Annotated in this window: 9 protein-coding genes; 7 read left to right on the top strand and 2 right to left on the bottom strand. The window is 64.4% G+C overall.

Annotated elements, in window-relative coordinates:
• Positions 1–305: 305 nt before the first annotated feature.
• Positions 306–3,254, bottom strand: a complete 2,949-nt coding sequence (polA, locus tag NKK47_RS14765; RefSeq protein ID WP_352577456.1) for a DNA polymerase I — start codon at positions 3,252–3,254, stop codon at positions 306–308.
• A 448-nt stretch (positions 3,255–3,702) separates the two neighbouring features.
• Between polA and NKK47_RS14770 the strand changes: the two genes are divergently transcribed.
• From NKK47_RS14770 to NKK47_RS14790, 5 genes are all read left to right on the top strand, one after another.
• Positions 3,703–5,088: a M20/M25/M40 family metallo-hydrolase gene (locus NKK47_RS14770; protein WP_352577442.1), complete on the top strand. Its 1,386-nt coding sequence runs from the start codon at positions 3,703–3,705 to the stop codon at positions 5,086–5,088.
• Between the two features lie 103 nt (positions 5,089–5,191).
• Positions 5,192–5,812 (top strand): ribonuclease D, encoded by a 621-nt coding sequence (locus NKK47_RS14775; protein ID WP_254816792.1) that lies wholly within the window; start codon positions 5,192–5,194, stop codon positions 5,810–5,812.
• 43 nt (positions 5,813–5,855) lie between these two features.
• Complete coding sequence (locus NKK47_RS14780) at positions 5,856–6,107, top strand: hypothetical protein (RefSeq protein ID WP_352577443.1); 252 nt, start codon at positions 5,856–5,858, stop codon at positions 6,105–6,107.
• 291 nt (positions 6,108–6,398) lie between these two features.
• On the top strand, positions 6,399–8,651 hold the full coding sequence (locus tag NKK47_RS14785) for a transglycosylase domain-containing protein (protein WP_352577444.1): 2,253 nt from the start codon (positions 6,399–6,401) through the stop codon (positions 8,649–8,651).
• Between the two features lie 61 nt (positions 8,652–8,712).
• The gene (locus NKK47_RS14790; protein ID WP_023675240.1) at positions 8,713–9,465 is read left to right on the top strand and encodes an SDR family NAD(P)-dependent oxidoreductase; all 753 of its coding nucleotides are present in this window, start codon (positions 8,713–8,715) and stop codon (positions 9,463–9,465) included.
• A gap of 91 nt (positions 9,466–9,556) precedes the next feature.
• Here the strand turns inward: NKK47_RS14790 and NKK47_RS14795 are convergent, their stop codons facing one another.
• Positions 9,557–10,006 (bottom strand): baeRF12 domain-containing protein, encoded by a 450-nt coding sequence (locus NKK47_RS14795; protein WP_352448343.1) that lies wholly within the window; start codon positions 10,004–10,006, stop codon positions 9,557–9,559.
• 439 nt (positions 10,007–10,445) lie between these two features.
• On the opposite strand from NKK47_RS14795, the gene cysG reads away from it, so the two are divergent.
• Together cysG and NKK47_RS14805 are read left to right on the top strand one after the other, a co-directional pair.
• Positions 10,446–11,897, top strand: coding sequence for a siroheme synthase CysG (gene cysG, locus NKK47_RS14800; protein ID WP_352577445.1), 1,452 nt, complete (start codon positions 10,446–10,448; stop codon positions 11,895–11,897).
• Positions 11,894–12,199: a DUF2849 domain-containing protein gene (locus tag NKK47_RS14805; protein WP_352453967.1), complete on the top strand. Its 306-nt coding sequence runs from the start codon at positions 11,894–11,896 to the stop codon at positions 12,197–12,199. Before cysG ends, NKK47_RS14805 begins: the two co-directional genes overlap by 4 nt.
• Positions 12,200–12,225 lie beyond the last annotated feature (26 nt).

Consider the following 12,225-nt stretch of genomic DNA (forward strand, 5'->3'; position numbering starts at 1 on the left):
GGTCGGCTTCTGCGAGTCCCGTTGTGATGGCGCTGCGCTCTGATTCCGACGTGGCATACACTCCGGTTCGGCGCGCCTCGATGACGCGGGCATAGTCGGCAAGCTCCTCCTGGTCTTCGCGAGGCCAAGCTTCCGCGTGCTTTACCAGGTTCTCGAGTGTCTTCGTGATCATGGGGGCAGTATACCACACCGCTGCTTTTCGTGAACCTTGAGAAAAGATGGCTCAACGGGCGCGTAGGCTGATGAAGGTAGGCCACATCAGAATATTGGGGCTCCTCAACAGGAAGTCGATATCCGTCCCCGCCCTAATGCGCCTCTTCCCAGTTGTTGGCGGCGCGGGCGTCGACGTGCAGCGGCACCGACATCGACACCGCCGGCATGGCCGCGTTCTCCATGACGTGGCACACGACCGGGATCGTCGCCTCGACCTCGGCTTCGATGGTCTCGAAGACCAGCTCGTCATGCACCTGCAGCAGCATGCGGGCGGAAAGCCTGGCTTTTTCCAGGGCATCGTCCATACGGATCATGGCGCGGCGGATGATGTCGGCCGCGGTGCCCTGCAGGCGGGCGTTGATCGAGGCGCGCTCGTTGAAGGCACGGACCGAAGGATTTGACGATCTGATTTCCGGATAGTGGATGCGGCGGCCGAAAATGGTCTCGACGAAGCCGTGCTCGCGGGCATAGGCCTTGGTCGCATCGATATAGTCGCGGATGCCGGGGAAGCGCTCGAAATATTTCTTGATGTAGTCGCCGGCTTCCTCGCGCGCGATCGACAGCTGGTTGGCGAGGCCAAAGGCCGAAATGCCGTAGATGATGCCGAAATTGATCGCCTTGGCACGGCGGCGCACTTCCGAAGGCATGCCCTCGACCGGCACGTTGAACATTTCGGACGCGGTGATGGCGTGGATGTCGGCGCCGTCGGCGAAGGCCTGCTTGAGCTGCGGGATTTCGGCGACGTGGGCCAGCACGCGCAATTCGATCTGGCTGTAGTCGGCGGAAACCAGCTTGTTGCCCTTGTCGGCAATGAAGGCCGTCCTGATCTTTCGCCCCTCGACGGTGCGTACCGGAATGTTCTGCAGATTGGGATCCGAGGACGACAGCCGTCCGGTCGTCGTCGCGGCAAGCGCGTAGGAGGTGTGGACGCGCTTGGTGTCGGGATGGATGAAGCCGGGCAGCGCATCGGTATAGGTCGATTTCAGCTTGGTCAGCTGGCGCCAGTCGACGATCTTACGCGGCAATTCGTGGCCTTCGGCGGCGAGGTCTTCGAGAAGCTGCGCCGAGGTCGACCACTGGCCGGTCTTGGTTTTTGAACCGCCGGGCAGACCCATCCTGCCGAACAGGATGTCGCCGAGCTGTTTTGGCGAGCCGATGTTGATGCGTTCGCCGACCAGCTGGTAGATCTCGTCCTCGAGCCGTGCGGCACCCTGTGCCAGTTCGCCGGAGAGCCGCGACAGGATCTGCCGGTCGACGGAGATGCCGCGCTGCTCCATCCGTGCCAGGACCGGCACCAGCGGCCGTTCCAGCCGTTCATAGACCGAGACCAGGCCCTTGGCGGCAAGCCGTGGCTTCAGCACCTGCCAGAGCCTGAGCGCGACGTCGGCGTGCTCGGCCCCGTAAGCCGTCGCCTTGCCGAGGTCGGCCTGATCGAGGCCGACGAAGCTTCTTCCCGAACCGGCCAGTTCCTTCAGCGGAATGGTCGCGTGGCCGAGCCATTTATCGGCCAGCGCCTCCAGGCCATGGCCACCATGAGTGCCGGCCTCAAGCACGTAGGAGATCAGCATGGTGTCGTCATAGGGGCCGATCTCGATGCCGTGACGGCTCATGACGACAAGGCGGTATTTCATGTCGTGCACGATCTTGAGGACGGATTTGTCCTCGAGCAGCGGCTTGAGCAACGCCAGCGCGTCGCGGATCGGGATCTGGTTTTCGACCGCGCCGCCGCCGAGCAGGTCGCCATTGCCGTTTTTGTGGGCAAGCGGCACGTAGGCGGCGTGGCCGGGCGCGACGGCCATGGCAAGGCCGATCAGTTCGGCCCGCATCGGATCGGGCGAGGAGGTCTTAACGTCGAAGGCGACGATGCCTCTCTCCATCGCCTCGGCGATCCAGACCTTCAGCGTCGCGGCGTCGCGGATGCAGGCGTAGGCGCTGGTGTCGATCTTGCGGGCGGTGGCAGCCTCCAGGCGAAGCGCCGAAAGCAGGGATGGGGTGTCGCCTTGCTTGGCTGCGGCCGGGGCTTCGAGTGCCGCTTTGTCCGACGGCGGTGCGCTCTCGGCGGCCGCGGGCGCGCCAAAACCCATATCGGGGCCATGCGCGGTATCGGCACGCTCTATGGTGACGGGGGTGGCTGGAACGTCGCCCGCGTCGGTTCCGGTCGCTTCGGCCACGCGGCGGGTCAGCGTCGAGAATTCCATGGTCTTGAGAAAGCCGATCAGCCTTGGGCCGTCCGGCGCGTGCAACACGAACTCGTCGAGCCCCTCGGTCACCGGCACGTCGTTCTTCAGCGTCACCAGGTCACGCGAGATGCGCGCCTTGTCGGCATTGGCGATGATCGATTCGCGCCGCTTGTCCTGCTTGATCTCGCCGGCGCGGACGAGCAGCGTGTCGAGGTCGCCGAACTGTTCGAGCAATTGCGCCGCCGTCTTCGGCCCGATGCCGGGCACGCCCGGCACATTGTCGACCGAATCGCCGGTCAGCGCCTGCAGGTCGATCATTTTCTGTGGCGGCACGCCCCATTTCTCGATCACCTCGGGAACGCCGATCTGGCGGTCCTTCATCGGGTCGTACATGGCAACCGTTGGGCCGACCAGTTGCATCAAGTCCTTGTCGGAAGAGATGATGGTGGTGTCGGCGCTGGCTTCGCAGGCAAGCCGGCAATAGGTGGCGATCAAATCGTCGGCCTCGTAGCCTTCCGTCTCAAGGCATGGCAGGTTGAAGGCCCTGGTCGCCTGGCGGATCAGGCCGAATTGCGGGATCAAATCTTCCGGCGGCGCCGAGCGGTTGGCCTTGTATTCGGGGTAGAGGTCGTTGCGGAAGGTCTTCGACGAATAGTCGAAAATCACGGCGAAATGCGTCGGCACGATGCCGACATCGGTGTTGCGGGCGTCCTGCGTCAGCTTCCAGACCATGTTGCAGAAGCCGAGCACGGCACTGGTCGGCAGCCCGTCGGACTTGCGGGACAGCGGCGGGAGCGCGTGATAGGCACGGAAGATGTAACCGGAGCCGTCGACAAGGAAGAGATGATCGCCTTTTTTCATGGCACGAGGGATAGCGCGGCGCAGCGCCGCGGTCCATGCCAAAGGCGGCTTCCGCCAAGGGTTCCGGCAACACCCTGACAAATGGCGTGCGAGCTTGGCCGGCCCTGCCGGCGTGGCCGGAGCTTTGTTCGCTCACGCCTATGTTACAAAAGTGTAATTTTTGTGCCCTTGAATCGCCACGTTCGCAGACACAGATAAACGCCATCGGCAGTTTTCGCCGAAGTCCGGAGCAAGGCCCGTCCCCCGCCTATCCCGGACACTTGCGGCAGCCTATCCCCCCTCTCCGGGCTGCCGCATCGTTTCGAGTAAGGCCGCCGTGGTTCCCCCTCCACCACGGCGGCATTTTTTTGCCTTTCGACAAGATCCTGCCTTGTGGCCTAACGGTCGCGGGCTTTCCGTTTCGCCGTATGGGCTCTAGATTCGCCGCCAGAATCGAAAGGCCCGCCAGATGTCCGCAGTTTCCCCTGTTCTCGACCGCCTCGACAAGAACTTCGACCAGAGCCTGGAACGCCTGTTCGGCCTGCTCGGCATCAAGTCGATCTCCACCGATCCGGACTACGCCGCCGACTGCCGCAAGGCCGCCGAATGGCTGGTCGCCGAGCTCAAGCTGATCGGCTTCGACGCCAGCGTGCGCGACACGCCGGGGCATCCGATGGTGGTCGCGCATCACGATGGGCCGGCGGGCGCGCCGCATCTGCTGTTTTACGGCCATTACGACGTCCAGCCGGTCGATCCGATCGAGCTGTGGGAAAGCGACCCGTTCGCGCCGGCGGTTAAGGAGATCGAGCCCGGCCACAAGGTGATCACCGGCCGCGGCGCGGCCGACGACAAGGGCCAGCTGATGACCTTCGTCGAGGCCTGCCGCGCGTGGAAGCAGGTGCATGGCGGATTGCCGTGCCGAATCACAATCCTGTTCGAGGGCGAGGAGGAGTCCGGATCGCCGTCGCTGAAACCGTTTCTCGAGGCGAATGCGGATGAGCTCAGGGCCGATTTCGCGCTGGTCTGCGACACCGGCATGTGGGACCGCGATACGCCGTCGATCTGCGTCTCGCTGCGCGGGCTGGTCGGCGAGGAGATCACGGTGACTGCCGCCGACCGCGACCTGCATTCCGGGCTCTATGGCGGTGCGGCCGCCAATCCGATCCGCATCCTGGCAAAGATCCTGGCCGACATCCACGATGCGGATGGTCACGTCACCATTCCAGGTTTTTATGACGGCGTCGAGGAAACGCCGTCGCAGATATTGCAGTCGTGGCTGTCGCTCGGCGAGACGGCCGAGACCTTCCTCGGTCCGATTGGCCTGTCGATCCCGTCCGGCGAGAAGGGCCGCTCGGTGCTCGAACTGACCTGGGCGCGACCGACGGCCGAGTTCAACGGCATTATCGGCGGCTATACCGGCAAGGGCTTCAAGACGGTGATCGCCGCGCAAGCCTCGGCAAAAGTCTCCTTCCGCCTCGTCCACAAACAGGATCCGGAAAAAATCCGCGCCGCCTTCCAGGCATTTGCCAGGCAGCGCGTGCCAGCGGACTGCTCGGTCGAATTTCATCCGCATGGCGGCTCGCCGGCAATCCAGCTTTCCTACGACTCGCCCTTCCTCGCCAAGGCCAAGCAGGCGCTGTCCGACGAATGGCCGAAGCCAGCGGTGGTGACCGGCAGCGGCGGCTCGATCCCGGTGGTCGGCGATTTCCAGACCTATCTCGGCATGGAATCGCTGCTGGTCGGTTTCGGTCTTGACGACGACCGCATCCACTCGCCGAACGAGAAGTACGAGATGAGCTCCTTCCACAAGGGCCAGCGCTCCTGGGCGCGCATTCTCGAGGCGCTGACACGCTGAAATTGCGCCAGACTCAAGTTTTTGTTGATTTTTCGCCGGATCGCGGCAAGGACGGGCACGGTCCGTCGCGCATCGCTGCACGGGGCCGCGACCGGAGAAGACGATGAGCGACATACGTTTCCACAAAAACGATCTGCCCGGCCTGCTGCATTACGATGTCGGGGCGGTCGCCATCGACACCGAGACGCTGGGGCTGAACCCGCATCGCGACCGGCTCTGCGTCGTGCAGATCTCGCCGGGCGACGGCTCGGCCGACGTCATCCAGATCGCGCCCGGCCAGAAGAAGGCGCCGAACCTCGTCAGCCTGCTCAAGAACCGCAGCATCACCAAGCTCTTCCATTACGGCCGCTTCGACCTTGCCGTGCTCTACAATGCCTTCGGCGTCATGCCGGAGCCGGTGTTCTGCACCAAGATCGCGTCGCGGCTGACGCGCACCTACACCGACCGGCACGGGCTGAAGGACATCTGCTTCGAGCTTCTCGGGATCGGCCTGTCGAAAGCGCAGCAATCATCCGACTGGGCCGCCGAGACGCTGTCGCCTGAGCAGCTCGAATATGCCGCCTCCGACGTGCTCTACCTGCACCGGCTGCGCGACGTACTGAGCGCGCGTCTGGCGCGCGACAACCGGACCAGGGAGGCCGATGCCTGCTTCCGCTTCCTGCCGACGCGTGCGAAACTCGACCTGATGGGCTGGGATGAAGAGGACATCTTCGCCCACAGCTGATGGCCTTCTGGCACTTTAACGCCGTCGGCCGGGAGGAATTGAAATGGCTGCGCGAAAATCAATCGAAACGGCACCCAAGGACGGTTCCAAGGTCACCGTCTACTGGCAGGATAGCGACGGCGTGATGAACGAGAGCATCGCGCAATACCGTTCGCTCGACCGGCTGAAGGCGGCCGGCGGCGACTGGGACGAAAGCGATGCCGGCTGGTGGGCCTATACGGACGGCCATACGCAAAGGAAGATCGAACCGATCAGCTGGCGGCCGGCCTCCGACGATCCGGACGCGGACGACTGAGGGTTGTCGCAACCGCCGAACTGAAGTGATTATTCTAAGGCAACGCGCATTTTGTTCTTGCTTTGTGCCGGCAGCTATGCTACTAATTTCGCTATGGTGCTCATTGGCTCCAACGACCCGCCCGCCGAGGCGGGTTTTTCATTTCCGGCTTTGGCGCTGTCGCGGGCCGCAGCCGTTCGGCAAGCGACTGAATACAGTTTATCTCGATTTTTCCCGACTTAACCCGCCTTTAAACCGCCGCATCTAGTCTTCAACCCCAACGCCATAGGCATGGGGAAGACAGCACAGCGCATGGCGAACCGGAAAGACAGCCGCATCGAGCCCAGCTTCGAGGCATCGCCGGGGGCGAGATCCTCGGCCGGTTTTTCGGTAAGCGAGGAGGACCGCGTCGTGCCGAGCAACCGAAAAGCCGCTGCAAAGCGCAAATCGTCCAAGGTCAAGCCGCCGCGCGGCGGGCGCGGCAAAAGCCGGCGCGGCGTGTTCGGCGTGCTTGCCCGGCTGTTCTACTGGTGCTTCGTGCTGGCCATCTGGGGCGGCATCGCCACTGCCGGCATCGTCGTCTATTACGGCGCGAAAATGCCGGCGGCCACCACCTGGGCCATTCCCGACCGCGCCCCCAACATCAAGATCGTCTCGGTCGACGGCCAGCTGCTTGGCAATCGCGGCATGAGCGGCGGCGAGGCCGTCGGCCTGCACGAAATGTCGCCCTACATTCCCGAAGCCGTCATCGCCATCGAAGACCGCCGCTTCTATTCGCATTTCGGCATCGATCCGATCGGCCTTTCCCGGGCCATGGTGACCAATGTGCTGGGCGGGCATTTTTCGCAGGGCGGCTCGACGCTGACCCAGCAACTGGCCAAGAACCTGTTCCTGACGCCGGACCGCACGCTGGAACGCAAGGTGCAGGAAGTGCTTTTGGCGCTGTGGCTGGAGCACAAGCATACGAAGGACCAGATCCTCGAAATGTATCTCAACCGGGTCTATTTCGGCTCGGGCGCCTATGGCGTCGAAGCGGCCTCGCGCCGCTATTTCGGCAAGAGCGCGCGCGACGTCACGCTGTCGGAGGCGGCACTTCTCGCCGGCCTGCTCAAGGCGCCGTCGCGGCTGTCGCCGGCGCGCGACCCGAAGGCCGCCGAACAGCGTTCGCAGCTGGTGCTCGCCGCGATGCGCGACGAGGGCAAGATCAGCGCCAAGGAGCAGACCACGGCGATGAGCGCGCCGGCGACACGCGCGCTGTCCTACTGGACCGGCTCGGAAAACTATGTCGCCGATACGATCATGGAAGAACTGCCCGACCTGATCGGCGACGTGCGCCGCGATATCGTCGTCGACACGACTGTCGACCTGACGCTGCAGAAGCTCGCCGAGCAATCGATCCGCCGGCTGATCGACCAGAGCGGCAAAAAACTCAATGTCAGCCAGGGCGCGCTGGTGTCGATCGACAATTCCGGCGCGGTGCGCGCGATGGTCGGCGGTTACGACTATTCGACCAGCCAGTTCGACCGCGCCTCGGAAGCGCGCCGCCAGCCGGGCTCGGCGTTCAAGCCGTTCGTCTATATGGCGGCGCTGGAATCCGGCCGCACGCCCGACAGCGTGCGCAACGACGCGCCGATCAAGATCGGCAACTGGACGCCCGACAATTACGGCGGCAAGTATTTCGGCAAGGTGACGCTGGCGACGGCGCTGGCAAAATCGCTGAACTCGGTTGCCGCGCAGCTGACCATGGAAGTCGGGCCGAATGCGGTGGTCGAGGCGGCGCACCGCATGGGCATCCAGTCCGAGCTGACGGCCAACACATCGATCGCGCTCGGCACCTCGGAAGTGACGCCGCTGGAACTGACCTCGGCCTATGTTCCCTTCGCCAATGGCGGTTATAAGCCGGACATCCATTTCATCCGCCGGGTCACGACGAGCGACGGCAAGGTGCTCTACGAAAACAATGGCGGCGGTGCGCCGCGCGTCGTCAAGCCCGATGTCGTCGGCATGATGAACTCGATGATGACCGGCACGGTCGAGATCGGCACGGCCAGGAAGGCGGCGTTCGCCTGGCCGGCGGCCGGCAAGACCGGCACCAGCCAGAACTCGCGCGACGCCTGGTTCATCGGCTATACCGCCAACCTGACCACCGGCGTCTGGTTCGGCAACGATGACGGCAGCGCGATGAAGAAGGTCACCGGCGGCGCGCTGCCGGCGCAGGCCTGGCACGAATTCATGGTCGCCGCGCATGAGGGCGTGCCGGTGCGGCCGCTGCCCGGAACCTGGAAGTCGACGCCGCCCGACACCATCGTCCCGGACGACATACCGTCCGACACGGCGCCGCCGGCGCCGGTCGCTTCCGTCGGCCAATCGGCGCCGCCTGCGGCAGCTACCCAGTCGGCTTCGCGTCCCGTGCGTCCTGCCGAGACGGTCGATGCCGGCGGCCTGGCCATGCCGGGCGTCGACGGCACCACCGGATCGATCAAGCACCCGGTGCCGCCCGGCAATGTCGGCGGCCCGGTCAAGAAGCGGCAGACGTCGATCCTGGACATCCTGACAGGCGGCTGAACAACAGGCCCCCTCGCCACCGCTGCCGCGTTCCGCTACATCTCCCGTTTGGAGACCGCGAATGGCAGAGACCGACACCAGAAAGACCATTGTGCTGACCGGCGCCAGCCGTGGCATCGGCCATGCCACTGTCAAGCGCTTTTCACGCGAAGGTTGGCGCGTCATCACCTGCTCGCGCCAGGCCTTTGCCGAGGACTGCCCGTGGCCGGCCGGACCTGAAGACCACATCAAGGTCGACCTCGCCGACCAGGAGGATGTCGGCATCGCAATCTCGGAAATCCGCCACCGGCTGGAGGCGCATGGCGGGCAGTTGCATGCGCTGGTCAACAATGCCGGCATCTCGCCGAAGCTCAAGGACGGCAACAGCCGCATGAACTCGATCGACACGCCGATGCACGTCTGGCGCGACGTCTTCCAGGTGAATTTCTTCGCCCCGATCATGCTGGCGCGCGGACTGTTCAAGGAATTGGCATCGGCCAAGGGCTCGATCGTCAACGTCACCTCGATCGCCGGCACCCGGGTGCACCCCTTCGCCGGCACCGCCTATGCAACGTCGAAGGCGGCACTCGGTTCGCTGACCCGCGAGATGGCGCATGATTTCGGCCCGCACGGCATTCGCGTCAATGCCATTGCGCCGGGCGAGATCGACACAGCGATCCTGTCGCCGGGCACGGAAAAGATCGTCGAGACGATTCCGCTGAGACGGCTGGGCACCACGGCGGAAGTCGCCGACATCATCTTCTTCCTGTGCTCGCAGCAGGCGTCCTACGTGACGGGGTCCGAAATCCACATCAATGGCGGCCAGCACGTGTAGAAGGCTTTCCAGGCGGGCGAGCCGGCAGGATTTGCCTGCATCGCGGGCGGCGTGTTCAAGTCTGGCGGCGGTTGACACCGCCGATGCCCGATCAGGTCGCCTGCAGCAGGCTCTCGATATCGGGTATGCTGTGGTTGGTCAGCGTCTTTGGAATTTCGGCCGTTATCTTGTCGGTAACCTCCTTGTGCAGTTTCCTGCGCATGTCGCCCAGCACCGGCGGCGGCGCGATCAGCACGATCTCCTTGAAGCTGCCGCGATGCGCGAGCTTGTAGAGCCTGTCGGCAATCTCTTCGGCAAAACGCTCCTTGCCGAGACGGTGCCAGTCGGTGTCCTCGACCGCACTGCGGTGGACGGAAGGGCCGTCGCTGTAGCGGCCGGGGCGGTCGGTGCCCTGTTCTCGGGTTGCCGGATTTTCCTGCTCCATCTCGTGCACGACCTGAAGGTCGGGATATTGGACGTCTCCACGGTTCTCGAGAAACAGCGCCTTTTCGCCATCTGCCACCACGATCCACAGTCCGCGTTTCAGTCTGACGTTGCTCATGGGGCGCTCCTTTTTTGATTTTTCAAGCCCATCGCCAAGCCTTTGCCGTAGGGGCATGACCGGGCTTGGGCCCTAGTGCAAACGCGTGCCGAGGCGGGAATGTTCCGGTACTCGGACCCGGTATTCCGACAAGGGCCGGCGAGAGCGCGGGGCTGCCGTCGATCGCTCGGTCAGCATCCGGCGGCTTAATCTACTAAATTGATAGAATTTAGAAAAATCTGTTTTGTGGTTAGCTCCTCCAGCCGCTAGAAAGGCAGCGGATCAAGGGCTGCAACAGCAGCTTCAATCTGCTCCGCATTTGAATGTGGAATATTTTTCTCTTGGCCTTCATGCTTGCAGAAAAGAGATTGCCTGCTACGAAGCGATGCGCGAGTGGGTGCCTTCTGGTTTTTCGCGCCCCCGCGTAGAACTGACAAACGGTTCCAGGATTCCGCTCGTCATGCCGCAAGCCACGCCCAAGCTCAATGCCTTTCCCGTCTTCATGCGGGTCGAGGGCGAAGCCATAGCCATCGTCGGCGGCGCAGAGGAAGCGCTGGCCAAGGCGCGGCTGCTCGCGCAGTCGAGCGCTGTGCTGCGCATCGTCAGCGATGAAACAAGCCCGGAGCTGCTGGCCTTTATCGCCGAGACGGGGGCCGCCCACATCGCCGAGGCCTATGATGCAGCACATCTCAATGGTGCGGTGATGGTGTTTGCCGCCAGCGGCGACGAGGCGCTCGATCGCCGCGTTGCCGGGGATGCGCGCCGGCTGGGCATTCCGGTCAATGCCGTCGACCGGCCGGAGCTATGCGATTTCTTCACGCCGGCACTGGTCAACCGCGCGCCGGTCGCCATTGCCATCGGCACGGAAGGTGCCGGCCCGGTGCTGGCGCAGATGCTGCGCAGCCGCATCGACCGCATGCTGTCGCCCTCGCTCGGTCCGCTCGCAACTCTCGCCGCATCGTTTCGCGACACCGCCGAAAGACTGCTGCCGAAGGGCAATGCCCGCCGCCGCTTCTGGAGCGATTTCTTTGGCGGTGCACCGGCCCGCGCTGTCGAGGCCGGCGAGCTTTCGCAGGCGCATGATGCGGCCGTCGGCCTGCTGCTTTCGAAAGAACCGGCATCGGGCCATATCGCGCTTGTCGGCGCCGGTCCGGGCGCCGAGGACCTTTTGACGCTGCGCGCCCATCGCCTGCTGATGGAAGCCGACGTGATCGTCCATGACGCGCTGGTGCCGGAGGCGATCGTCGCCATGGGCCGTCGCGACGCCGAGCGCCTGCCGGTCGGCAAGCGCAAGGGCTGCCATTCCAAGAGCCAGGCCGAGATCAATGCGCTGCTGGTCGAGCTTGGCCGCGCCGGCAAGCGGGTCGTGCGGCTGAAGTCCGGCGACCCGCTGGTGTTCGGCCGGGCCGGCGAGGAGATGGCGGCACTTCGCGATGCCGGCGTCGCCTACGAAGTGGTTCCGGGCGTCACCGCGGCCTTCGCCGCCGCCGCCGATTTCGAACTGCCGCTGACGCTGCGCGGCGTGTCGTCGTCGATGGTGTTCACCACCGGCCACGACCTCAAGGGAAATTCGCTGCCAGATTGGGCAAAGCTCGCTATTTCCGGCGCGACGGTCGCCGTCTATATGGGCCGCTCGGTCGCTGCAGAGGTCGCCGGCCGGCTGATCGAAGCCGGCCTGTCGCCGGATACGGCCGTCGCCGTGGTCGAGAATGCCAGCCTTGCCAACCGCCGCCGTTTCCACGGCACGCTCGCCGACCTGCCATCGCTGGAGGCGCGTGCCGACCTCAGCGGCCCGGTGATGACCATCATCGGCGACGCGGTCGCCGGCGCCAATTTCGAACGGTCCGAGCCACTGGCGGCACACAGGCAGGAAAGCGTGGCCCGTGCTGCCGCGCAAGGAGTGAACCAATGAAAGTCCTGACCGCGAACCGCCTCGCCGACGGCATAGCCGTCTGGTACGCCAATGGCGGCTGGGCCGAGACTATCGACCATGCCGACATCGCCCATGACAAGGCGGCCGAGGACCGGCTGGAGGCGATCGGCGCCAAGGCCTCCGCCAACAACGAAGTGGTCGACGTCAACCTGATAGACGTGACCGTGGCCAACGGCACGGTCGAAGCGGTCCGGCTGCGTGAAAAGATCCGTGCCGCCGGCCCGACCACCCGCAACGACCTGGGCAAGCAGGCCCGTCCGCAAGCCGCACGCGCGGCATAGATGACCCAAGCATGATCCCGATCATG

Origin of the sequence: Mesorhizobium sp. M0019 (assembly GCF_040323975.1) — a bacterium.
Lineage (GTDB): Bacteria > Pseudomonadota > Alphaproteobacteria > Rhizobiales > Rhizobiaceae > Mesorhizobium.

Coding starts and splice junctions, on each gene's coding strand:
- NKK47_RS14775 (WP_254816792.1), top strand. CDS start 5,192: ATGAGCGACATACGTTTCCACAAAAACGATCTGCCCGGCCTGCTGCAT.
- NKK47_RS14785 (WP_352577444.1), top strand. CDS start 6,399: ATGGCGAACCGGAAAGACAGCCGCATCGAGCCCAGCTTCGAGGCATCG.
- cysG (WP_352577445.1), top strand. CDS start 10,446: ATGCCGCAAGCCACGCCCAAGCTCAATGCCTTTCCCGTCTTCATGCGG.
- NKK47_RS14795 (WP_352448343.1), bottom strand. CDS start 10,006: ATGAGCAACGTCAGACTGAAACGCGGACTGTGGATCGTGGTGGCAGAT.
- NKK47_RS14805 (WP_352453967.1), top strand. CDS start 11,894: ATGAAAGTCCTGACCGCGAACCGCCTCGCCGACGGCATAGCCGTCTGG.
- NKK47_RS14770 (WP_352577442.1), top strand. CDS start 3,703: ATGTCCGCAGTTTCCCCTGTTCTCGACCGCCTCGACAAGAACTTCGAC.
- NKK47_RS14790 (WP_023675240.1), top strand. CDS start 8,713: ATGGCAGAGACCGACACCAGAAAGACCATTGTGCTGACCGGCGCCAGC.
- polA (WP_352577456.1), bottom strand. CDS start 3,254: ATGAAAAAAGGCGATCATCTCTTCCTTGTCGACGGCTCCGGTTACATC.
- NKK47_RS14780 (WP_352577443.1), top strand. CDS start 5,856: ATGGCTGCGCGAAAATCAATCGAAACGGCACCCAAGGACGGTTCCAAG.